Origin of the sequence: Flaviflexus ciconiae, assembly GCF_003971195.1 — a bacterium.
Classification (GTDB): Bacteria; Actinomycetota; Actinomycetes; order Actinomycetales; family Actinomycetaceae; genus Flaviflexus; species Flaviflexus ciconiae.
Genome location: NZ_CP034593.1, coordinates 996,789 through 1,019,256, shown reverse-complemented (window position 1 = coordinate 1,019,256; position 22,468 = coordinate 996,789). Strand labels below are relative to the sequence as shown.

The 22,468-nt window shown below is 61.7% G+C and carries 20 protein-coding genes and 1 pseudogene; 18 read left to right on the top strand and 3 right to left on the bottom strand.

Annotation, left to right across the window (positions count from 1 at the left end; all coding sequences use genetic code 11):
• The first annotated feature begins 94 nt into the window (after positions 1–94).
• From EJ997_RS04560 to hemW, 3 genes are read left to right on the top strand one after another with little or no spacing between them, the layout of a single operon-like run.
• Entirely contained in the window at positions 95–730 is a 636-nt protein-coding gene (locus EJ997_RS04560; protein ID WP_126703532.1) for an MOSC domain-containing protein, read from the top strand.
• Positions 727–1,476, top strand: a complete 750-nt coding sequence (gene trmB, locus EJ997_RS04555; protein WP_228201580.1) for a tRNA (guanosine(46)-N7)-methyltransferase TrmB — start codon at positions 727–729, stop codon at positions 1,474–1,476. The genes EJ997_RS04560 and trmB overlap by 4 nt, the downstream gene beginning before the upstream one ends.
• Positions 1,469–2,701: a radical SAM family heme chaperone HemW gene (hemW, locus tag EJ997_RS04550; RefSeq protein WP_126703531.1), complete on the top strand. Its 1,233-nt coding sequence runs from the start codon at positions 1,469–1,471 to the stop codon at positions 2,699–2,701. Before trmB ends, hemW begins: the two co-directional genes overlap by 8 nt.
• A 246-nt stretch (positions 2,702–2,947) precedes the next feature.
• On the opposite strand, the gene EJ997_RS04545 is transcribed toward hemW, so the two are convergent.
• Together EJ997_RS04545 and EJ997_RS04540 are read right to left on the bottom strand one after the other, a co-directional pair.
• A complete protein-coding gene (locus tag EJ997_RS04545) occupies positions 2,948–4,621 on the bottom strand; it encodes an FAD-dependent oxidoreductase (protein WP_126703530.1) in 1,674 nt (557 codons plus the stop codon).
• A gap of 686 nt (positions 4,622–5,307) precedes the next feature.
• The gene (locus tag EJ997_RS04540; protein WP_228201579.1) at positions 5,308–6,174 is read right to left on the bottom strand and encodes a DUF3097 family protein; all 867 of its coding nucleotides are present in this window, start codon (positions 6,172–6,174) and stop codon (positions 5,308–5,310) included.
• 77 nt (positions 6,175–6,251) lie between these two features.
• On the opposite strand from EJ997_RS04540, the gene hrcA reads away from it, so the two are divergent.
• The 15 genes and pseudogenes from hrcA (at position 6,252) to EJ997_RS04465 (ending at position 21,473) form a co-directional block, all read left to right on the top strand.
• Positions 6,252–7,250: a heat-inducible transcriptional repressor HrcA gene (gene hrcA / locus EJ997_RS04535; protein WP_126703528.1), complete on the top strand. Its 999-nt coding sequence runs from the start codon at positions 6,252–6,254 to the stop codon at positions 7,248–7,250.
• 109 nt (positions 7,251–7,359) lie between these two features.
• Entirely contained in the window at positions 7,360–8,475 is a 1,116-nt protein-coding gene (gene dnaJ, locus EJ997_RS04530; protein ID WP_126703527.1) for a molecular chaperone DnaJ, read from the top strand.
• Positions 8,472–9,224, top strand: a complete 753-nt coding sequence (locus tag EJ997_RS04525) for a 16S rRNA (uracil(1498)-N(3))-methyltransferase (protein ID WP_126703526.1) — start codon at positions 8,472–8,474, stop codon at positions 9,222–9,224. The genes dnaJ and EJ997_RS04525 overlap by 4 nt, the downstream gene beginning before the upstream one ends.
• A 27-nt stretch (positions 9,225–9,251) precedes the next feature.
• The gene (locus EJ997_RS04520; RefSeq protein ID WP_126703525.1) at positions 9,252–10,235 is read left to right on the top strand and encodes a PhoH family protein; all 984 of its coding nucleotides are present in this window, start codon (positions 9,252–9,254) and stop codon (positions 10,233–10,235) included.
• Positions 10,232–10,690 carry an rRNA maturation RNase YbeY gene (gene ybeY / locus EJ997_RS04515; protein ID WP_126703524.1) on the top strand — a complete coding sequence of 153 codons (459 nt, stop codon included), beginning with the start codon at positions 10,232–10,234 and terminating at the stop codon, positions 10,688–10,690. Before EJ997_RS04520 ends, ybeY begins: the two co-directional genes overlap by 4 nt.
• Positions 10,687–11,922: a hemolysin family protein gene (locus EJ997_RS04510; RefSeq protein ID WP_126703523.1), complete on the top strand. Its 1,236-nt coding sequence runs from the start codon at positions 10,687–10,689 to the stop codon at positions 11,920–11,922. The genes ybeY and EJ997_RS04510 overlap by 4 nt, the downstream gene beginning before the upstream one ends.
• Before the next feature lie 2 nt (positions 11,923–11,924).
• Positions 11,925–12,818 (top strand): annotated as a pseudogene (gene era / locus EJ997_RS04505) (GTPase Era); the annotation flags it as partial.
• Positions 12,818–14,329, top strand: a complete 1,512-nt coding sequence (locus EJ997_RS04500; RefSeq protein WP_126703521.1) for an alpha/beta hydrolase family protein — start codon at positions 12,818–12,820, stop codon at positions 14,327–14,329. The pseudogene era and the gene EJ997_RS04500, both read left to right, overlap by 1 nt.
• Before the next feature lie 28 nt (positions 14,330–14,357).
• Positions 14,358–15,167, top strand: a complete 810-nt coding sequence (locus EJ997_RS04495) for a PP2C family protein-serine/threonine phosphatase (RefSeq protein WP_126703520.1) — start codon at positions 14,358–14,360, stop codon at positions 15,165–15,167.
• A 3-nt stretch (positions 15,168–15,170) separates the two neighbouring features.
• Positions 15,171–15,875, top strand: a complete 705-nt coding sequence (locus tag EJ997_RS04490) for a hypothetical protein (RefSeq protein WP_126703519.1) — start codon at positions 15,171–15,173, stop codon at positions 15,873–15,875.
• 235 nt (positions 15,876–16,110) lie between these two features.
• Entirely contained in the window at positions 16,111–17,811 is a 1,701-nt protein-coding gene (gene leuA, locus EJ997_RS04485; protein WP_126704939.1) for a 2-isopropylmalate synthase, read from the top strand.
• An 89-nt stretch (positions 17,812–17,900) separates the two neighbouring features.
• Positions 17,901–18,623: a DNA repair protein RecO gene (gene recO / locus EJ997_RS04480; RefSeq protein WP_206501821.1), complete on the top strand. Its 723-nt coding sequence runs from the start codon at positions 17,901–17,903 to the stop codon at positions 18,621–18,623.
• 7 nt (positions 18,624–18,630) lie between these two features.
• Positions 18,631–19,479: an isoprenyl transferase gene (locus tag EJ997_RS04475; protein WP_126703517.1), complete on the top strand. Its 849-nt coding sequence runs from the start codon at positions 18,631–18,633 to the stop codon at positions 19,477–19,479.
• A 9-nt stretch (positions 19,480–19,488) separates the two neighbouring features.
• On the top strand, positions 19,489–20,790 hold the full coding sequence (gene hisD / locus EJ997_RS04470) for a histidinol dehydrogenase (RefSeq protein ID WP_126703516.1): 1,302 nt from the start codon (positions 19,489–19,491) through the stop codon (positions 20,788–20,790).
• Positions 20,791–20,906: 116 nt separating this feature from the next.
• On the top strand, positions 20,907–21,473 hold the full coding sequence (locus EJ997_RS04465) for a hypothetical protein (protein ID WP_126703515.1): 567 nt from the start codon (positions 20,907–20,909) through the stop codon (positions 21,471–21,473).
• Here the strand turns inward: EJ997_RS04465 and EJ997_RS04460 are convergent.
• Positions 21,436–22,449, bottom strand: a complete 1,014-nt coding sequence (locus tag EJ997_RS04460) for a hypothetical protein (RefSeq protein WP_126703514.1) — start codon at positions 22,447–22,449, stop codon at positions 21,436–21,438. The two genes, EJ997_RS04465 and EJ997_RS04460, sit on opposite strands and share 38 nt — an antisense overlap.
• Positions 22,450–22,468 lie beyond the last annotated feature (19 nt).

Here is a 22,468-nt window from a genome sequence, read left to right as displayed (position 1 = left end):
CCATGAGCCGGTTGTGCCCTTTCCTTGACTGTGGCCCTGCGGAGAGTGATCGATAGCCGGGGCGGCGCATTGGTGCCGCGCTAGAGTGGAGAACATGAGAGTCACCCATATCTGCGTCGTCTCAGAACTGACCCCCGTGTCCATTGGCCGGGTCGGTGTCACGGCGATCAAGAAGGCTCCCGTCGATGGACAGGTCAAGGTGACCCGGCTCGGGATGTGGGGCGATGTTCAAGCTGACCGCGCGAACCACGGGGGAGCGGAGAAAGCCGTCTACGCCATATCCTCTTCGGAGATGGCATGGTGGGAGAACGAACTCGGCATAGAACTCCCACCCGGTACCTGGGGTGAGAACCTTCGTGTCGAGGCCAATGTTGATGACTTCATCATTGGCTCGCGGTACCGCTTCGGTACGGCGATCCTCGAGGTCACGGGCTGTCGCAACCCTTGCCGGACCTTCGAGTACTATCGAGACGATCCGGGCTGGATCAAACGCTTCCTTGCCCACGGCAAGTCCGGTACCTACTTCCGGGTGAAAGACCCCGGTGAAGCCAGTGCCGGTGACTCGCTTGAAGAACTCTTTGTCCCAAGTCATGGCGTAAGTGTCGGTGCGTGGTTCCGCAATAAAACCGACTACTTTGAAACACTCGGGAAATCCCATCGCGCTGGTGAAATAGAACTCGCCTCTTATCTGACGAAACACTTCCCTAACCATCTGAAGGAAACACTGTGACAGAACGCCACCACCGCCGGATCACGAGCTTTATGCCCCGCGGCGGCCGCCTACCAGATAGGCACCAGCGTGCCCTTGACGAGCACGGCCACAAGTACGTCATTGATGCTCAGGTGGACGAGGGCTATGTTCTCCGGGAATCCCCGGATCTCACGAAAGCCTTCGGGCGGGATGCTCCGCTGATCGTAGAGATCGGAGCGGGAGCAGCCGACCAGATCGTCGCCCACGCGAAAGAGAATCCCGAGATCAACCACCTTGCCTTCGAAGTGTGGTGGCCCGGGGTCGCATCGTCGGTGGCTCGGATTGTTCGCGAAGAAGTTGAGAACGTTCGCATGATCAGTGCCGACGCCGTTCTTGCCCTCCCACTCATGTTCGGCCCCAACAGGAAGCCCGACGAAGTGTGGACCTTCTTCCCGGACCCGTGGCAAAAGGCGAGGCACCGTAAACGCCGCCTCGTCACCCCGGAGTTTGCGCAGACCGTTGCCAACATTTTGCCCTCGGGCGGAACGTGGCGGCTTGCTACCGATTGGGACGACTACGCGTGGCAGATGAGGGACTCGATTGCCGCCGTCTCTGACTTTGTGAATCCACACGTTGGACAGCGCATTGATGAAGACGATCCGGGTGACAACGGGATTGTGGGTGGCTTTGCACCCCGCTGGGACGGCCGCATCACGACCCGATTTGAAACCAGAGGTTTGAACGAAGAACGTCGCATTCACGACTTGGAGGTCATCCGTGCCTGAGCTACCCGACGGCGTAGAAGCACCCGTTGATGGCAGTCTTCCGGACATTTCCATGAATAAGCCATTCTCGGCCTACGTCCACGTGCCCTTCTGTCAGGTGCGTTGCGGATACTGCGACTTCAACACCTACACCTCACATGAATTGGGCCCCGGTGCGACTCCGGGAGAGTACGACAACCAGTTGCTTGGAGAAATCGCTCTAGCAGGCCAGGTGCTTGACGGCGGGCGGCCGCTCGAGACTATCTTCTTTGGTGGCGGCACCCCAACGTACCTTCGTGCTGGCCAGCTCGCCCACATCCTCGGCGTGCTCGAACTTGTCTTTGGCTTCGAAGACGGGGCTGAGATCTCCACGGAAGCCAACCCCGAGACCGTTGATGAGGAGTACCTGAAAACCCTCAAGGAAGCGGGCTTCACCCGCGTCTCAGTTGGCATGCAGTCGGCAACCAGCCACGTGCTTGCCACCCTTGACCGGCTCCACACACCCGAACGCGTGCCGATGGTTATTGACTGGGCGAGAAATGCTGGCCTGTCTACTTCTCTCGACCTGATCTACGGAACTCCTGGGGAATCCCTCGATGACTGGCGCCACTCGCTTTCCGAAGCTATTTCCATGTCTCCCGATCACATCTCTGCCTATGGCCTTGGCATCGAGCCGGGCACAAAGATGGGGCAGCAGGTAAAGCGGGGAATCCTGCCGGATACCGACCCGGATGATCTTGCGGCCAAGTACGAAATTGCGGAAGAAGTGCTCAGCGAGGCCGGATACTCCTGGTACGAGGTCTCCAACTGGTCAAAGCCCGGCCACGAGGCCCGGCACAATATGGCCTATTGGCGTAACAACAACTGGTGGGGCTTCGGCCCCGGCGCCCACTCGCATATCAACGGCACCCGCTTCTGGAACGTGAAGCACCCAAGGGCCTGGGCAGAACGACTCAAGAACGACCAGTCCCCGGCGGCTGCACGAGAGATTCTCTCCCTGCAGGAGCGCGCCGAAGAAGACATCATGCTCGGAATTCGCCTTGCCGAGGGCCTCCCCGACACGGCCGGCCTCGCAGGACCGGGTGAAGCCCCTGGTCGTGCAGAGCTTGCCAAGCGACGTCACAAGACGATGACACTGGCACACGATGGGCTTCTGGACCCACGTAGGCTAGCGAACGGCCGAATGGTCCTCACGCTCAAGGGCAGATTACTGGCCGACACCGTGATTCGGGAGCTCTGGGACTAGCCCACAGCATTCCGGGGAAGTGCAACAAGCACGAGTAATACTGGGCAGGGTCCGGTACTCCTGATTCTGGTCGCAGAACTCCGGGGTCGGGTCCCGGAATCGCGGGATCTGGTTCCGGAATGGCGGGATCTGGTTCCGGAAGTTCAGTAACTGGGTGCGGACCAGGTTCTTTATACGTGGGAGGGGCCTTCGCATTTGCGAAGGCCCCTCCCGGCTATAGCTAGTGCTTGGCTTGGTGTACGGAGACTAGCCTTTGGCGACAATATCGTCGACAGCGGCGTATCCGAGGGTTATGCCCTGGCCGATGGTGGCACCGGGTCCGGGGTAGACACCGCCGAAGACGTTGGCTGCGGCGTTACCGATAGCGTAGAGGCCGTCGACCGTGCTGCCGTCGGTGGTGTAGACGCGTGCCTTCTCGTCGGCTCGGAGGCCGCCACATGTGCCGAGGTCGCCGGGGACAACCTTGATCGCGTAGTACGGGCCCGAATCGGAGAGAGGACGCAGGTTCGGGTTCGGCGTGTTGGTCGGATCGCCGTAGTAGCGGTCGTAGGCCGTCTTACCACGCTGGAAGTCATCGTCGGTGCCCTGGGCAGCCAGGACGTTGAAGCGCCTGACACCACCCGGCAGGTCCTCCGTGCCGATCTTGCTTCCAAGCTCAACAATCGAGTCCGCCTTAACGGCAACCCCGGCCTTGTACCACTCGTCCGGGATCGGCATCATCGGCATCTTCACACCTCCCATGACGTAGGACTTCACGAACTTGTCGTCAACGATCATCCAGGCCGGCAGGTGCGGTTCCTCGCCGTCATCAATGCCGAGCATGGTCTCGCCTGCACGCATGTAGTCGATCGACTCGTTGAAGAAGCGGTGGCCGGTACGGTCAACGATGAGGGAGCCGGGCAGTGAGCGTTCCGCGAGGAGAACGATCGGGCCAGCGCCTTCCTTGAGCTCCGGAATTGCCGGGAACCACCAGGCCTTGTCGAGCAGATCAAGGTCCAGTCCGTGCTTCTCAGCAATGTCAATGGTGTCGCCCGTGTTGCCGGGTGCACCGAACTGCCATCCGCTTTCAATAGCCTCGGACTGGAAATCCTTGCGCTTTTCAATATTGCGGTCAAAGCCACCGGCAGCGAGAATCACGGCGCGGTTAGCGGCAATACGAACTTCCTGTCCGTTGCGTTCGACAACGACGCCAACGGCCTTGCCGTTCTCGATGACGAGGTCAACGAGGGGAGTGTCGTTCCAGAGATCCACTCCGGCCTTTTTGGCGCCCGAGTAGAGACCTGCGGCAAGTGCCTTACCCGAGGCCGTGTAGTCCTTACCGAAAGCCATGCCGCCCACACCCTGGGCGACGCGCTTGAAGACCCTTGGGAAGGCCTTGAGCGGCTTCCTTGCCATGAGGTTCATCCACTTGAAGTCGCCACCGGTGATCGGCATGGGAACCGGGGCGGACAGATCGCCCGACTGGATGAGATCCTTGTCCTCACCAAGCGAGTTCATGTCGAACGGGGACGGCTCAACGGAACGTCCGCTGGCAGAGCCACCGGGAACATCCGAGTAGTAGTCCGCGTAATGGAGCATGACCTCAAGCTCAAGGTCCGTGTGGGTGACGATCGCGTCGATAGCCTTCGCGGCATAGTCGAGGTGGGTCTGCCAGCGGGCCTCGGGGGAGACACCGGCGACGACCTCACGGAGGTAGGTCTCCGCACGATCCCTGCTGTCCTTCAGTCCTGCGGCGCGGCTGACCCGGTTACCCGGCATCCACATGCCGCCGCCCGATAGGGCGGTCGATCCGCCGAACTTGTGGTCCTTTTCGACGACGAGAGTTTTCAGGCCAGCGTTTGCGGCCAAGATCCCCGAGAATAACCCGGTGCCACTACCGACGATAACGACGTCGTAGTTCTCATTCCATTGCTCAGCCATTTCTGGGTGCACGCTCCTTTGCGTTGTGACGTGTAGCGCTTTTCTCTTTCAAGGTATCCCCTCAAGTGAACGGCGTCTAGCAAACGCCGCGGCCCCAGGCCCCGGCTCCCCGATGCTTCACAGGCTCAAATCGACGGTGCAGTAACCAAACATTGAATCCCGTGCCATGAGTACTACGTCCACACCGCGAAACACCATGTAAACACTAGGTTTTGACGCGAGCTGAAACTAACGGTACTGGAAACTTTCAAAAGTGGAATTTGAATCGCGTTCGCGCAGGCCAGGATGGCGAAACTTGTGTTCTGCTACCGACGGAAAATAATGCGCAAAGGGTAAGCCACTGTTACTCGCTTTTTGTGGATGTATTTTCCCTCGTGAACAGGTGCGTTTTCCCTGTTGAAAGCGAGCGCCAATTGGCGAGTCGCCGACGTGCACTACCGTGACCTGCGAATCCGCAGGTGCGGGTGCAAGGGCGCGGAGGTGCAAGGCTGGGAGGTGGAACGACCGATGGAAAGTGATTTACGGATGCTCAAACGCGGCCACGCGACTGCGGACCTACTTCTGCGGATCTGTTGCCGCGGATATGTGGCTACGGACCTGTTACTGCGGATATCTGGCTACGGAAGTGCAAGAGGTAGCGGATGCGCAGTGAGAAGGCGTGCGACAGCAGGGCGTGTGGCTTCTGGCTATTGGGGTGCCGTGAGGAAGTCGATGAGTTCTTCGACCCGTCCCAGGAGGGACGGCTCGAGGTCTTTCCAGTCGCGGACGCGGGACAGGATCTTGGACCAGCCGATGCCGACGTCTTCCACCGTGTCGTGGGGTAGGCCAAGGGCAGCGAGGCTGCCCTTTTTGATGTCGATGCCCTTGGGAATGTGCGGCCATTCTTGGAGCCCAACCCGGTGCGGTTTAATCGCCTGCCAAACGTCGACGTACGGGTGACCGAGAACGAGAATATTGTCGGTTCCGTAGCGAGCTAGTGCCTGGTTGACGAGACGAGATTCCTTGGTGCCGGGTAGGAGGTGGTCAACGAGAACACCGGCGCGACGGCCCGGGCCGGGCTGGAAGACCTCCAGCATCTCCTCGAGGCGGTCGACGCCCGCGAGTTCCTCGACGGCGATGCCTTCGAGGCGAAGGTCTTCGCCCCAGACCTTGTCGATGAGCTGCCAGTCGTGCCTGCCCTCGACCCACATGCGGCTCGGCATCATCTTCGCTGTCTTGCCCGTGACGCGGATCGAGCCGGAGGCGGTGAGCTCGGTCTTGGGTTGTGTCTGCTGTTTGAGTACTGGGGGAGTGATGTTGACGGGTTCCCCGTCAATCCAGAAGCCGGGCCCGAGCGGGAACTTTCTCTTCTCGCCTTTCCTGCCCTCCAGGGTCATGAGGAGCTCGCCGGCGACCTTGCCGACGGCAATGACTTCGCCAACGAAACCGGTCTGAACGTCTTCCAGGAGGAGGCCTATGTCGGCCGGTACGTCCTTCTGGGTGCGCAGGCGGGAAGGTTTGGGCTGGGACAGGACATCCCTGCCATATCTGTCAGCTGGTCGCGAAGCTCTCACGTGTCCAGGGTAGGCATGAAACCCTTTCATGCGTAGAATTAGCACTCGGGCATGTCGAGTGCAAGAAAGGAGGAGGCATGCGAAGCGACGAACGCAGGCTGAGAGTATTGCAGGCGATCGTGCAGGACTACGTCCACACCCGTGAGCCGGTTGGGTCGAAGGCAATTACTGAACGTCACGGCTTTGACGTCTCCTCGGCAACGATCCGAAATGACATGGCGGCGCTGGAGGATGGCGGGCTTATCCACCAGCCGCACACCTCGGCCGGCCGAGTACCCACGGACCGTGGCTACCGAGCATTCGTGGACACGATCTCCCAGGTAAAACCTATGTCATCGGCAGAAAAGAAGGCGATTGAGACGTGGCTGGAAGGCGCGGCCGACGTGGACGATGTCATTATCCGGGCCACGAAGCTACTTGCTCAGCTCACCAACCAGGTAGCCGTCGTGCAGTACCCCAACCGCGAGCGCACCACCCTGCGGCATGTTGAGGTCGTGCCGATTTCCGAGCACCACGTGCTCATCATTGCGATCAATGATTCGGGCGCGGTTCAGCAGCGCAATATCGACATTGGGCTCAGTGACGAGCAGGCGCAGAAGCTATCGAATCGAATTAATGCCGCCTACACCGGCAAGGCGGGTCTCGATATCCTGCCCGACGGCCTCGATGTGGCGAACCTGACTCCTACCGAGCAGCAGCTCGCGCATGCCGTTGTCCACGTTCTGAAAGACGTCATGACTGATGAGGCTGAGGAACGGTTGGTGATGGCGGGGACGGCGAACCTGGCCCGCACGAACATCGACTTTGCTCGCACTATCACCCCCGTTCTTGAAGCACTCGAAGAGCAGGTTGTCCTGCTACGGCTGTTCGCCGAGGTCGGTGACGAGCTGGCTATCACGATCGGTGAGGAGAACAGGGATGAGGGGCTGTCAGAGGCCTCCGTTGTGACATCCGTGTACGGTGAACCGGGGGTGGCGCGTCTCGGGATCGTGGGCCCCACCCGCATGGACTACCCGGGAGCCATGGTGAGTGTGCGGGCCGTGGCCCGCTACCTGACAAGGATCCTCGGCACATGAGTGCCGAACCACGAATTTGACGAAGCAGATTTGACCGAAGCGATTGCGAACGATTGACTAAAGCGATTGCGAAGACCAAGTAATTCACGATGAGAAAGAACCGGCGTTAGTGGCTGACTACTACGACATTCTCGGCGTTTCCAGGAGCGCCTCCCAGGACGAGATCAAGCGGGCCTACCGCAAGAAGGCTCGAACCCTTCACCCGGACGTTGCCGGGCCCGACAAGGCTGACGAGTTCAAAGAGGTGACTGCCGCGTACGAGGTCCTCTCCAACGATGAGAAGCGGCGACTGTACGACATGGGAGGCGAAAGCGCCCTCCGTAACGGGGGAGCGGGAGCAGCCGGCTTCGGCGGTGCCTTCCAGGACATCTTCGACACGTTCTTCGGCGGTTCCACTGCCGCACGCGGCCCCGTGCCGCGCGGCAGGCGGGGCCAAGACGCACTTGTCCCCGTCGAGATCGAGCTCAAGGACGCCGTGTTTGGCGTCGAAACCGACATCACCATCGAGACGGCTGTTCGCTGCGGCACGTGCAATGGCACGTGCTCCCGCGAAGGCAGTGCACCCACAACCTGTTCGGCCTGTGGCGGTTCCGGTTCGGTCCGCAAGGTCACCAACTCGTTCCTCGGCCAGGTCATGTCCACCACCTCGTGCGGTGTGTGCCAGGGCCACGGCACGGTTATCACCGATCCCTGCCTCGACTGCGCCGGAGAGGGCCGGGTGCGCGCCCAGCAGACCCTGAACGTCAACATCCCCGCGGGTATTGATGATGGCATGCGGATTCGCATGTCGGGCAAGGGCGAAGTTGGCCCGGCCGGCGGCCCCCAGGGCGACCTGTTTATCGAGGTGCACGTAGCCGACCACCCGGAGTTCACCCGCCAGGGCGACGACCTCGTGTGCGAACTTGAGATCCCCATGACCGCGGCTGCCCTTGGCACGACCATGAACATCGAATCGTTCGACGGCCCCGAGGAGATCACGATCGAGCCGGGTACGTCCGGTGGCGTGTCGCTCCGCGTGCGCGGCAAGGGCGTGGGCAGGCTCCACCGCTCCGACCGTGGCGACCTGGTCATCAATGTTCATGTCATCACCCCGACGAAGCTCTCCGGCAGGGAGAAGGAGCTCCTCAAGGAGCTTGCCGAGATCCGCGGTGAGAACGCACCCGAGGCGAAGCTGGTTTCCGAAAACTCCTCGATGTTTTCCCGCTTCAGGGAACGCTTCAAGTGACCCTTCCCGTCTATCTTGACGAGGGCCTGCGCGGTAAGGCCCATCATCTTGGGGACACCCTTGTTCTCGAGGGCGATGAAGCAAAGCACGCCCACGTCAAGCGCACCGAGATCGGCGAACGCATCGACGTCGTCGACGGCGGGGGGCTCCGCGTCACCGTCCGGGTGACGCAGTCCAGCCCATCCCTGCTGTCGGGAACCGTCGTGGAGTCGGTTGTCGAGGCCGAGCCGGTCTCCCGGCTGACTCTCGTTCAGGCGCTCGCCAAGGGCGGGCGCGACGAATCGGCCATTGAATCCGCGGTTGAGATTGGCGTGCTCGGCATCGTGCCGTGGCAGGCCGATCGTTCGATCGTGCGATGGTCGGGGCAGAAGGCCGATAAGGGCGTGGCCAAGTGGCGGCAGGTAGCCCGTGCCGCCATGAAGCAGTCCCGGCAAGCATTCCTGCCGAAGGTCAGTTCCGTTGCGACAACGAAGCAGTTGGCTGAGCGAGTGCGGGAATCCACGAGTAGCGGCACCCGGATCTTTATCTGCCACGAGAGCGCCGAGACGGGGCTTGCTGGAGTAGATGTTGCGGGCGGTCCCGCGTGGATCATCGTGGGGCCCGAGGGCGGAATCAGCGAAGCGGAGCTTGAACTGCTGGTATCCGCCGGTGGTGAGCCGGTTGTCTTGGGTCCGTCGGTTCTGCGGTCGGGAACGGCCGGTGCAGTTGCCGCGACCGTGTTGCAGGTGAGGTCGGGTGCATGGGGCTAGAATGATCGCACGGCAGGAAGGTAAAGCGTGACGAAAGTTCTCAACGTACCCGACGATGTTCCACTGATCAATCTCCTTGGCCACCGAGACGAGGTCCTTCGGGCCCTTGAAAGGGGGCTAGCTCCCGCACTCATTCATGTACGCGAACGCGAGATCACCATTACGGGCGATGAAGGGCCCGTTGAACTCGCGTCCTCGCTCATCTCCGAACTCATCGAGGTTGTCCGCGGCGGAACGCCCCTGACGGTCGACGCAGTCGACCGGGCGGTCACCATCACGAAGGACGGCTTGTCCACGCCAACGGATGTGCTGACGACCGACATTCTGTCCAACCGCGGCAAGACGATCCGCCCGAAGACCGTTGGGCAGAAAGAATACGTTGACGCGATCGACGAGAACACGGTCGTGTTCGGTATCGGTCCGGCCGGTACCGGCAAGACGTATCTGGCGATGGCGAAGGCCGTGGTTGCTTTGCAGACCCGGCAGGTGTCCCGGATCGTGCTGACGAGGCCCGCGGTGGAGGCGGGGGAGTCGCTGGGATTCTTGCCCGGCACGCTCAACGACAAGATCGACCCGTACCTGCGGCCCCTCTACGACGCGTTGCACGACATGCTGGACCCGGAAGCGATTCCGAAGCTCATGGCGGCGGGAACTATCGAGGTTGCCCCGCTTGCCTACATGCGTGGCCGCACGCTCAACGATGCGTTCATTATTTTGGATGAGGCGCAGAATACGACGCCGGAGCAGATGAAGATGTTCCTCACGCGGCTCGGCTTTGGATCCAAGGCTGTTGTCACGGGCGACGTGACGCAGGTGGACCTGCCGGGAGGAACCGTTTCCGGCCTCAAGGTGGTCCGCAATATCCTCACCGACATTGACGGGCTGGCTTTTGCGCGCCTGTCGAGTGCCGACGTTGTTCGCCACCGGCTCGTTGGGGAAATCATTGATGCTTACGAACGCTGGGGTGCGGAGAACCCGCCCCAGCAGAACAATAACAGGAGGCGGCGTTGATCGAATACGCGGACGAGTCCGGTTATGAGCCGGTGCTCGATGGGGAGGAGATCTCCCGGCTGGCACGGTACGTGCTGGACGAGATGAGGATCCACCCAGCATCCGACCTCACCGTCATGCTCGTTGATGAGGCCACCATGTCCGATCTGCACGTGAAGTGGATGGACGAAGAAGGCCCGACCGACGTGCTGTCGTTCCCCATGGACGAGGTCCGTCCCGCCCCCGCGGGCCACGAACCCGTCGAAGGGCTTCTCGGCGATGTCGTTGTGTGCCCCGCGGTTGCTGCCGAGCAGGCGAAGGTGGCCGGCCACGCAACCATTGAAGAGGTGCTTCTTCTCGTGACGCACGGGATCCTCCACGTACTCGGATACGACCATGCAACACCCGAGGAGGAGAGGGAGATGTTCGGCCTGCAACGCAAGCTGCTACTGAACTTCCTCGCCACACGTCAATGACCCCCATGATCGACGAGGTCCCTGTCGGACCTCTTATCGTCACCGTCCTCATACTTTTCCTCATCGAGGTCTGTGCATCCGCGGCCGACGCCGCGCTGTCACGAATCACGCGCACCGAAGCTGCCGACGCCATGGCATCCGGCAAGCGCGGGGGAGCCCGGGTTGCCGCAATCGTCGACTCGAGGTCGGCCGCACGTGCGGCTTTGAACTCCCTGCGGGCAATCTCAGACATCGTGGCGGGTGCCGTCCTCGCACTGCTGGCGGCGGACTTCCTGGGCGCCTGGTGGCAGGTTGTTCTCGCCGTTGTCGTTGTGGCACTGCTGGTTGCTGCCCTCATGGGGCTGTTCTCGCCCCGCAGGCTTGGCAATGCTCACCCGGTGCGCACCCTCAGCTTCTTCTCGGCGCCGCTGCTGTGGGCCACGTGGGCGTTCCGGCCCTTCGTGAAGAAGGACGAGGACGAGAATGGTGATGATGACCTGTCGGTCATGATGGAAAGAATGAGCGAGTCGGACGAACTCGAAGACGACGAACGCATTCTCCTCCAGTCGGTGATTGACATGAGAGACACGATGGTCCGCGAGGTCATGGTGCCCCGCACCGACATGATCACCATTCAAAAAGATACAACGCTTGAGAAAGCCGTGTCCCTGTTCGTCCGCTCCGGATACTCCCGTATCCCCGTTATCGAAGACACCGTCGACGACGTTGCTGGCGTTCTCTACGTCAAAGACATCATGCGACGAACGCACCGCCGTTTCGACACGGATGAACTCACCGTCGGGGATGTCATGAGGGAAGCCGTGTTCGTTCCCGAAATGAAGCCGGTCGACGACGTGCTGCACGACATGCAGGCGGATGCGTTCCACATGGCACTCGTTGTCGACGAATACGGCGGTATCGCCGGCCTCGTCACCATCGAAGACCTCCTCGAGGAGCTCGTCGGTGAAATGGTTGACGAGCACGACCATGCGGCACCCGAAGTGGAAATGCTGGAAGAGGGCGTCTACCGGGTGCCGGCGCGCCTCCCGATCGACGAGCTTGGCGAACTGTTTGGCCTCGAGATTGAGGACGACGACGTTGATACGGCGGGCGGCCTGCTAGCCAAGGGACTGGGCCTGATTCCAATCTCCGGGTCGAAGACAGATATTCTAGGCCTGCACCTTCAAGCCGAACGGTTTGAAGGACGACGAAAGAGGCTGGCGACCGTGATTGCCAGGGTGGAGGAATCATGACACGAGCAGGCTTCGTAAGCCTCGTTGGTAGGCCCAACGCAGGGAAGTCCACCCTGACGAACGCGCTTGTCGGCGAAAAGGTAGCGATCACCTCGGCTCGGCCCCAAACCACCCGCCGCGTCATCCGCGGAATCGTGAACCGGGAAGGCGGCCAGGTCATCCTCGTCGACACCCCCGGCATGCACCGGCCGCGCACGCTGCTCGGCGAGCGGCTCAACGATCTCGTGCGCGAAACCCTGGGTGATGTCGATCTGGTAGCCCTGTGCCTGCCCGCGAACGACAAGCTGGGACCGGGCGATGCTTACCTGCTCGAAGAGATCAAGAAGTCCCGCACCCCCGTTATAGCGGTTGTCACGAAGGCCGACCTGGTGCCCAAAGAGCAGCTCGCTTTGCACCTGGCCGAGGTGGCCGAGTTTGCCGACTTCCAGGAAATCGTTCCCGTCAGCGCGACGACGGGCGATAACGTCGAATACCTCGCGGACCTGCTCGTGGGACTCATGGAGGAGTCTCCGATCCTCTACCCGGAGGGTGAGGAGATTCAGGAGCCCGAGCGGATTGTTGTGGCCGAGCTTATTCGCGAAGCCGCTCTCGAAGGCGTTCGGGACGAGCTTCCGCACTCCATTGCGGTTCTCGTTGAGGAAATGAACGAGCGGCCCCAGAAGCCGGGGGACAAGCGCCCGCCGCTGATCGATATCCATGCCGACCTGTACGTGGAGCGCAGCTCCCAAAAGGGAATCGTGATCGGAGCGAAGGGTGCCCGGCTCAAAGAGGTTGGGAAGGCGGCCCGCGAGGAGATCGAGAAGCTGTTGGCGTGCCGGGTGTATCTCGACATTCACGTACGCGTAGCCAAGGAGTGGCAGAGGGACCCGAAGCTCTTGCGTAGACTCGGGTTCTGATGAAGAAGGACGTGCGGCATCCGAGGACAACGGGGACCATCATTCTCGTTCTCATCCTCGGCATGTGGGGGACGATTGCGGGTCCCGGCTGGAACCCGGACCCATATTTGAACCAAATCGTTCCCGTCACGGCCGACACGACAATCGGCTCCAACGCAATCACAACCCCGCCTCGCACCTACGAGGTCGAAGAAATAATCGTCGACATCGAACTCGACGACGGTCAAACAATCCAGGCAACGCTTCGCACACCCGTCGGTGTCGACCACCCCGTCCCCGGGGTTATCTTCATGCACGGCACCGGCACCCATATGCATACGGCGTTCCGCCAGCACGCCACGACGCTGGCCTCTGCGGGGATCGCCACCCTCGTGGGCGATAAGCCGCTCGACTCCTATTCGGTGACGGCCAGGAACTACATGGATTTGGCGGATGCGTACGAGAACCAGTGGGACTGGTTCATCGAGCAACCCGGCATCGACGCGTTCTCGGTGGGCGTGTACGGCGAATCCGAGGGCGCATTCATCGCTCCCATCGTTGCCGCGAACGAACCGAACGTTGGTTTCGTCATTCTCGTGTCGGGGCCCGTGCTTCCCATTAGGCAGCAGGGTGCGCTCGCCGCGGACACGTACCTGCGGAAGCTCGGCGTTCCCGAGCAGATCCTCCAGGCCATTCCCCGCCTCATCGGTGGGGAACTACCGGGTGGCTTCGACTACATCGACTTCGACGTGAGCCCCTACCAGCAGCAGATCCACCAGCCCGTCCTCATCATGTACGGCACCGGCGACTTTTCCATGCCCGTCATTCAGGGCGCAGACCTCATCATTTCCGACCTTGCGGAAAACGGAAACACGAACTATACGCTCCGCTACTACGAGGACGCCGACCACGGGCTGCGGATAACAAACGATGAGGGGGACCTTGTCCTGTCGACCGATGCTGGACGGGACCTGTCCCGGTGGATCAACGGATTGCCGGCCACGGCGAACGCCTACCCGCAGATTGCCGGGGATCAGCCGGTGCAAAACTTTACGGCAGAAAAGCCGGGCTCGCCCCGCTGGTACGCATCCGGCACCGCCGCGATCGTCATCCTTATCGCCGGTCTCGCACTCACCGTTATTGGCTTCCTTGGCGGTCTTATCGGCCAGATCAGAATCAAGAAGAAGCCGCTGCTCGCCCTCAAGGGAATCGGGTGGCCGCTCGTGACGGCCGGGCTCACGGTGGTTGCCGCCTGGGCGGTGTTTATTTGGTACATCCTGCAAGTCGCGGAGCTCGCCCTGTCGTACCAAACAGACGCGTTCATAGTTCGCGGGGGCTGGCTCCTGAGCCAGAGCGTTGCGATACTGGCGGCGGGGATGGTGATCCGGCTACTGTATGCCTGGTGGCGGGCCAGACCGCTCAAGGGCATTGCCCATGCCGTCACCGTCACCGCCATCATCGGTCTCGCCACCCTGCTTGCGGCGCTTGCCTACTGGAACGTCTACCCGTCCCTCTTGACGGCTCTGACATAATCAATCAGGGCTGAGGCCAGAAGAACTTATGAACATGATGAGCAAGGTTAAAGAGAAGCGTCCCGCGTGGCACGCGGAGAACATGACGATCGAGACGGGGCATGCGACCGCCGTCGGTCACGTGCGCACCAAGCAGGAGGACCGCTACCTCGACGCCGCCCCGGTCATTGCCGTTGCCGACGGCATGGGAGGGCTCGACCGAGGTGACTACGCCGCTGAAACTATGATTGCGGCCCTCGAAGACTGCACGTTTGGTGGCACCACCGCCGAAGCCCGCTCCGCAATCAAGGTAGCCATCACCAAGGCCGATACGAAGCTCGCAAAGGTGCGAGCGAAAAAGAACGGCGGCGAATCCGGCACCACCGTTGTCGGTGCCGTTCTCGGCAGGGGAACTGCCCGCGACTGCTGGCTGATCTTCCACGTGGGAGACTCGCGGCTGTACACGTTCGAGGACGGTTCTCTCCAACAGCTCACCTGCGATCATTCGCTTGTCCAGGAGCTCATGGAAACGGGAATGCTGACCGAGGCCCAGGCGCGGATCGATCCCCGCCGGTCCATCGTGACCCGCGCGATTGGTACCGCAGTATCGTCGCAGCCGGACTTCCGTCTCGTCGAAGCAAGGGGACAACTCCTCATTGCCTGCTCCGACGGGATCTCCGACGAACTCGACGATGAGGATATTGCCTGGATTATCAGCGAAAACGCCGATAAAGACCCGAGCGAGATAGCGACTGCTCTCGTGGATGCTGCGCTAGAAATGGGAGGACACGATAACGCGACCGTTGTTGTTGCACGCGCCATTCCGGCTAGCATGGACCCCACACGAGGGAAGGATTAGGCAATGACCGTATCAATCGAATTTGTCGGCGAGTGGTACACAGTCGACAAGGAAGAGCCGTTCCTCATCGGACGCGAGGGACCTCTCGAGCTCGATGACAACCAGTACCTGCACCGCCGGTTCCTGACAATCAGCTTCGTTGACGGCATGTACTGGATCGAAAACGTTGGCTCCCGGCTGTCCGCGACTCTTGCCGATAACGATGGTGCAACCCAGGCCTACCTGGCACCCGGCGCCAAGCTCCCTCTCGTCTATCCCCAGACCGTTCTGCTGTTCACGGCGGGCCCGACGACGTACGAGATGACGATCTTTAACGACGAGCCCGCCTACCTGCCCTCCCACGTGGCCGACACGGACGACGCGGGGGAGACGACAATCGGTCCCGTCGAACTCACCCCGTCCCAGATTCTTCTTATCCTTGCCCTTGCCGAGCCCGTCCTCACGGGCCGGGGCACGACCTCGTCGATCCCGTCCTCCCAGCAGGCCGCCGACCGATTGGGATGGCCAATCACGCGGTTCAACCGCAAGCTGGACCACATTTGTGAACGCCTCACCCGCTACGGCATCCGCGGACTCCACGGCGGTCCCGGCAAGCTTGCCGTGAACCGCAGGGCCCGCCTCGTCGAGCACTCGGTTGCCACCCGACTGGTGACAACCGACGATCTCCACAAGCTGGACAACCCGTCCGAATACGACGACGCCAACTAGGTTTGTCTTGAACGGCATGAGAGTACGGCAAGCGGGACGCGACGCGCCTGCTTGCTTAACTCCGTGCGGATCGGCGTACACTAACGCTATGCGTAACCTCCTGCTTAGTTGCCGCGGCGAGGCCTGATCAGACCGGCCCCTCACCGCGGAGTTAGCTTGCGCCGGTCCTTCGACAAGCAGAGCAGGAAAAGCAGTGAAAACCTCCGGACCACATAATCAGCAACGCACCTCCGGCATGCCATTCGGCAAGTACCGGCCCTTCCTCGACACAAACCCCGTTGACCTGCCGGACCGTCAGTGGCCTGGCAAGCGCATCACGAAGGCACCCCGCTGGCTCTCGACCGACCTGAGGGACGGCAACCAGGCACTCATTGAGCCCATGGATCCCGCCCGCAAACGAGCCATGTTCGATCTGCTCGTGAAGATGGGATACAAGGAAATCGAGATTGGTTTCCCGGCCGCCTCCCAAACCGACCTGGACTTCGTCCGTTCCCTCGTCGACAATGACGCGGTTCCCGAAGACGTCACCGTCTCCGTTCTTACCCAGGCCCGCACCGACCTTATTCACCGGACCATTGATACTCTCGAAGGCTTCCCGCGGGCCACGGTCCACCTGTACAACGCGACCGCACCCGTCTTCCGCAACGTCGTGTTCCGCAATGACAAGGAAGCCACGAAGCAGCTCGCCATTGACGGCACCCGCGACGTTATGGACTACCTGGAAAAGGTCATGGATGACGACGTCATCGTCGGCTACCAGTATTCCCCCGAGATCTTTGTCGACACCGAACTCGACTTTGCCCTCGAGGTCTGCGAAGCGGTCATGGACATCTGGCAGCCGGCCGATGATCGCGAGATCATCCTCAACCTGCCCTCCACCGTTGAGCGTGCCACCCCCAACGTATACGCCGACCAGATCGAGTGGATGAGCAGGAACCTGTCGCGGCGCGAACACGTGGTCCTGTCCGCCCACAACCACAACGACCGCGGCACCGGCGTGGCCACCTCGGAACTGGCCATGCTGGCCGGAGCCGACCGTGTCGAGGGTTGCCTGTTCGGGCAGGGCGAGCGCACCGGCAACGTTGACCTCGTCACCGTGGGCCTCAACCTGTACACGCAGGGCATCGACCCTCAAATCGACTTTTCAAACATCGACGAGGTCCAGAAGATCGTCGAGCACTGCACTCGGATGGAAACTCCCGCACGCATGCCCTACGTCGGCGACCTCGTCTACACCTCCTTCTCCGGCTCCCACCAGGACGCCATCAAGAAGGGCTTCGAAGCGCGCCGCAAGAAGATTGAAGAGACGGGCGACGACACGTGGGATCTGCCCTACCTGCCGATCGACCCCGCCGATCTCGGTCGCACCTACGAGGCCGTTGTCCGCGTCAACTCCCAGTCCGGCAAGGGTGGCGTCGCCTACCTGCTGTCGACGACGAAGAACCTGGACCTGCCCCGTCGCCTACAGATCGAACTGTCCCAGATCGTCAAAAACCACACCGATGCATCGGGTGGCGAGGTCACGGCAGACGAGCTCTGGCACATTTTTGCCGACGAATACCTGCCGGCCTCCGAGGTCGACGGCCTGGAACCCTGGGGCATGTACGCGCTTAGGGGCACCAGCATGACAACCGATGAGGACGCTCGCTCGCACCTGACCGTCACGATCTCCGTGTCCGGTGAAGACCGGGAGATCACCACCTCCGGTAACGGCCCGATCGACGCATTCGTTGCCGCAATTGAGCAGCTCGGCCACCGCATCCACGTCCTCGACTATGCGGAACACGCGCTGTCGGAGGGCCGGGACGCAACGGCCGCGGCCTATGTCGAGGCCGAAATCGATGACCAGGTTCTCTGGGGCGTTGGTATCGACCCGTCGACCATGACCGCGTCCTTTAAGTCGATCATCTCGGCCCTGAACCGCACCCGCCGCTAACGAATCCAAGCCGGTCTTTCAGACGTCGTTGAACCCGCCGCTGGCAGGCGCTTCGTGCGTCTGCGGGGGGCCTGGAATAAGATGATCTGGTGAAGACCTACCGTGACGAAGGGATTGTCGTGCGTACCCACAAGCTGGGAGAGCACGACAGGATCATCACCCTGCTCACGAAGAACCACGGCAAGGTGCGGGCGGTCGCCAAGGGTGTCCGCCGCACCAAGTCGCGCTTCGGCGCGAAAATGGAGCCGTTCTCGCACGCCGACATTCTGTTCTATCGTGGTCGAACCCTCGATGTTGTAACCCAGGTCGAATCGATCCACGCTTACGGTGCGGAAATAGCCTGGGACTTCGACCGGTACACCTGCGGTGCCGTCCTCCTGGAAACGGCTGACAAGCTTGTCCTCGAAGAGGGTATTCCCGACACCGCCCAGTACCGCCTGCTCCACGGCGCCCTCCACTCGCTCGCCAACAACGAGCACCGCCCCGAACTTATTGTTGCCGCCTATTTGCTCCGGGCCATGGCGATCGCCGGCTTCGAGCTCTCAACCCGCGACTGCGCCTCCTGCGGCGCCGACGGCCCGCACGACGCTTTCTCGATTCCCGCGGGCGGCACCGTGTGCATGGCGTGCCGACCCCCGGGATCTGCCGCACCCTCGCGGGCCGCGATAGGCCTGCTGGATTCGCTACTGGCGGGGGACTGGGACGGCGCCGACGAACAGACGGAAGGCACCCGTCACGAAACGAAGAGCCTGGCCTCCGCGCACGCCCAATGGCATCTCGAGCACCGCATCAAATCCCTCTCCCACATCTAGGACCCCTATGCCGATCCAACCGCCTCCGCTCCCGGGCGCAGTCATGCCCCAGATCCCGAAAGAGCTTGTTCCCAGCCACGTCGCAATCGTCATGGATGGGAATGGTCGGTGGGCGAACGCTCGGGGACTGCCGCGCACCGAGGGACACAAGAACGGCGAACCGGTTCTCCTCGATGTCATTGCGGGTGCGATCGAAATGGGAGTGAAAGAACTCTCCGCCTATGCCTTCTCGACCGAGAACTGGTCACGAAGCCCCTCCGAGGTCCGGTTCCTCATGGGCTTCAACCGGGACGTGATTCACCGTCAGCGCGACACCCTGAACGAATGGGGTGTGCGCGTGCGCTGGTCCGGGCGTAAGCCGAAGCTCTGGGGCTCCGTGATTAAGGAGCTCGAGATCGCCGAAGAAATGACCAAAAACAATACGGGCCTGATCGTGAACATGTGCGTGAACTACGGGGGACGCTCCGAGATCGTGGACGCGGCTTCCGCTATTGCCCGGGACGCCGCCGACGGCAAGCTAAACCCGAAGAAGGTGAACGCCGAAACTTTTGCTTCTTACCTTCATCAGCCCATGAGCGACGTCGACTTGTTTTGGAGATCGGGAGGTGAGAAGAGGCTCTCAAACTTCCTTCTGTGGCAGTCGGCCTACGCCGAGATCGTGATCTCCGACAAGGCCTGGCCCGATATCGACCGCACCGACCTGTGGGATGCGATTGAAACCTATGCTCGCAGGGATAGGCGATGGGGCGGGGCAATCGACGCTACCGCTAGCAAGAGGGCCGACGCCGGGGTGAACGAGAGCGATGCGGCCAACGAGACAGTGGACGCGAAGGCGGACGAGCCAGTCGGGGAATAGAATGGGGGCATGCTGTCTCGACTCGACTTCCGAACCGGTGTTAACTCCGCTTCCCTGACCGACTCGCTGCCCCGCGCCGCCATCGACATCGATGCTGCCCTGGAGGCAGTCCGTCCGCTCGTTGCCGACGTGCGCGAGCATGGCGACCAGGCACTCCTCGATCAGGCCGAGCGTTTCGACGGTGTCCGCCCCGAGACCATTGCCGTTCCCAAGCAGGCCATCGACGAGGCTCTCGCCGAGCTGGACCCGAAGCTTGTCGAAGCCATCGAGCTGTCAATCAAGCACGTGCGTGCCGGCCACGAAGGCCAGATGCCGGAGGAGAAGACCGTCAGCATCGTCCCGGGCGGCACCATCACGCAGCGCTGGATCCCGATCCGCCGCGTCGGCCTCTACGTGCCCGGCGGCCTTGCCGTCTATCCATCGTCGGTCGTCATGAATGTCGTTGCCGCACAGGTCGCTGGCGTTCCCTCGATCGCATTGACCTCCCCGGCCCAGACCGCCTTCGGCGGCCTGCCGCACCCGACGATTCTTGCCGCGTGTGCGCTCCTCGGCATTGACGAGGTGTACGCGGCCGGTGGCGCCGGCGCGATCGGCATGTTCGCCTACGGCGCAGGTAGCTGCCAGCCCGTTGACGTCATCACGGGCCCGGGCAATATCTACGTGGCCGCCGCAAAGCGCCTCGTTCATGGCACCGTTGGCATCGACTCCGAGGCGGGAACTACCGAGATCGCTATTCTTGCCGATGATTCGGCGAACCCGCGCTACGTAGCGGCCGATCTGCTGTCTCAGGCCGAGCATGATCCGGCTGCAGCATCCGTTCTCATCACCGATTCGGTTGAGCTGGCTGACGCGGTAGATCGCGAACTTGAAGAACTCGTGTCTGCCACGAAGCACGAGGAGCGCGTGCGTACGGCTCTGTCGGGACCCCAGTCGGGGACCGTGCTCGTTGCCGACATCGATGATGGCCTCGAAGTGGTGAACGCCTACGGCGCGGAGCACCTGGAGATCCACACGCGCGACGTGGAACAGGTGGCTGCCCGGGTGCATAATGCTGGAGCCATTTTCCTTGGCGACTACACTCCCGTTCCGGCCGGCGACTACCTTGCCGGGTCGAATCATGTGCTTCCCACGGGTGGGACGGCGCGCTATAGCTCGGGTCTTGGTGTGCACGCTTTCTTAAAGTCGGTCCAGCAGGTCACCTACTCTCGCGAGGCCCTCGCAGACATCACGACACCCCTTGTGACCTTTGCAAATGCGGAAGACCTGCCCGCGCACGGCACCTCCCTCCTGGTCCGCAGGGACGAAGTGTAGCGATTGAGCGTTCATAACAATAAGGTTACGAACTGGACGTCGTTGGTAACCCCGTTGATATGATCTCTTGCGATAAGATTTCAGGAGCTGGATGTGGAGCGTTCATGATAGTGGGTGTGGCACTAGCCGCCTTAACAGCAATCGGTGGCGGCATCGATTCTGTGTCACCCTCCTATGTGGATGACGTAAACTTTGAAAGCTCAGTCGAACCGCGTTTCGCTGTCGAAGACGACGTTCGAGAAGAAGTCTCCACCTACATTGAGGTGTACGACATGCCCTGGTCGAATGCGTACACCTGGTACCTGAACGAAGACAACAGGCACTACGCCCTACTCGACGCTTCCGAGAAGTTTGAGGAGATCTACCGCGGATATAGCTTCGAAGACGAGGCCGTCACCGTGTGGGTGTCGAGTCCCGTGAAGTCCGGAGGGGTCGTTGACCTCCTCGAAGAGTACGGTGTCGAAGCTGTCGTGAAGGTCCTCCCGGGTGACACCGATGTGAACGCGGCTGCCTACAGCTTCATGAGCCATTTCGGCTCCGCCGACTACTACCAGGCCCAACCGGATAGCACCGGGGACGGCCTGGTTGTCTATTCGGCCTCGGAAGAGCACGCAGAGAACGGTCCCGCCACGTTCGGCACCATCATCAACGGCGTGCCGATCGAATACCGGTACTCAGAGTAAACGGGCGAACGGACAGGGCGCCGGCGCTCAGCAGGAGTTGCCCGGCCACCGTTATTGTCCACCCCTCCACCCACCGGTCACCGACCAGCAGAACGTGTTGCCCGGCAATAAGCCGAACATCAACAAGACTGGGGTCGAGCCGTAGCTGCCCCGCAATCCGCCGCACCCGCTCCGCCGCACTCTCCGGGCCTCGAGCATCCCGCAAACCCGCAAGCTCCCCGGCATACGTAGCTCGCAGCATCACGCCGATCCCCGAAGCAAGATGGTTCACGAGGCGCGGATGATCGGTGCTCGGTGCGGATACGACCGCACCGATCCTGGTCCTGCCAGACAGCTGGCCCCATGAGCCCAGGAGATCCTGGCAGGCCGGACGCAGCTCGGGCGGGAAATCCCCATCCGGCCCATTGAGAACCTTTGCCACATCTTCGCCGAGCCCGAGCGCCTCGAGGTGCGCAAGAGCCTTGCCGGGCAGGAGCCGCGACTGCGCGGAAAGCCGGCTTCCCGACGGCCACACACCAAGCGCGGGTAAGTCCACGCCGCGGGCTGTTTCCTCTTCGACGATGGTGCGGATTCGTGCCACCAGGACCCGGTCCGAGCTTTGATCGCGAATATCGCGAACGCGAATAACGGCGGCCCCTGACCTATCCGGAGTAGCTGTTTCCCGCCCGTTCAAGGGATCTGTCCCAGTGTTCGATGGCTGGTGACTTGTCGGGCCCAGGGGAGCGCTTGAGGGGCCGCTTGGCTCGGCGTACAGGAATCCCTTGGTGGCTCCGCGGGAGACCTCGTCCCGGGCGGCTGAGTTGCGGTAGGCGGCAACGCCGTAAATTGACAGGGGCGCTCCGGATTCCCGACACACGCGGGCGATAAGGTCCAGTTGAACGGGGGAGGAGCAGACCACGTGAACGGGACCCGGCGCTGCAGTAATGGTGCCCACCAGGGAGGCGAGGCGGCCAGGTAGGTCACGGGAAGCGGTCATGACCAAATCGTGGCACACG

Excerpts from the sequence above, each read along its gene's own strand:
- EJ997_RS04560 (WP_126703532.1), top strand. The coding sequence starts at position 95 with ATGAGAGTCACCCATATCTGCGTCGTCTCAGAACTGACCCCCGTGTCC.
- EJ997_RS04545 (WP_126703530.1), bottom strand. The coding sequence starts at position 4,621 with ATGGCTGAGCAATGGAATGAGAACTACGACGTCGTTATCGTCGGTAGT.
- hrcA (WP_126703528.1), top strand. The coding sequence starts at position 6,252 with ATGCGAAGCGACGAACGCAGGCTGAGAGTATTGCAGGCGATCGTGCAG.
- EJ997_RS04510 (WP_126703523.1), top strand. The coding sequence starts at position 10,687 with ATGACCCCCATGATCGACGAGGTCCCTGTCGGACCTCTTATCGTCACC.
- EJ997_RS04500 (WP_126703521.1), top strand. The coding sequence starts at position 12,818 with ATGAAGAAGGACGTGCGGCATCCGAGGACAACGGGGACCATCATTCTC.
- EJ997_RS04495 (WP_126703520.1), top strand. The coding sequence starts at position 14,358 with ATGAACATGATGAGCAAGGTTAAAGAGAAGCGTCCCGCGTGGCACGCG.
- EJ997_RS04490 (WP_126703519.1), top strand. The coding sequence starts at position 15,171 with ATGACCGTATCAATCGAATTTGTCGGCGAGTGGTACACAGTCGACAAG.
- leuA (WP_126704939.1), top strand. The coding sequence starts at position 16,111 with ATGCCATTCGGCAAGTACCGGCCCTTCCTCGACACAAACCCCGTTGAC.
- EJ997_RS04475 (WP_126703517.1), top strand. The coding sequence starts at position 18,631 with ATGCCGATCCAACCGCCTCCGCTCCCGGGCGCAGTCATGCCCCAGATC.
- hisD (WP_126703516.1), top strand. The coding sequence starts at position 19,489 with ATGCTGTCTCGACTCGACTTCCGAACCGGTGTTAACTCCGCTTCCCTG.
- EJ997_RS04460 (WP_126703514.1), bottom strand. The coding sequence starts at position 22,449 with ATGACCGCTTCCCGTGACCTACCTGGCCGCCTCGCCTCCCTGGTGGGC.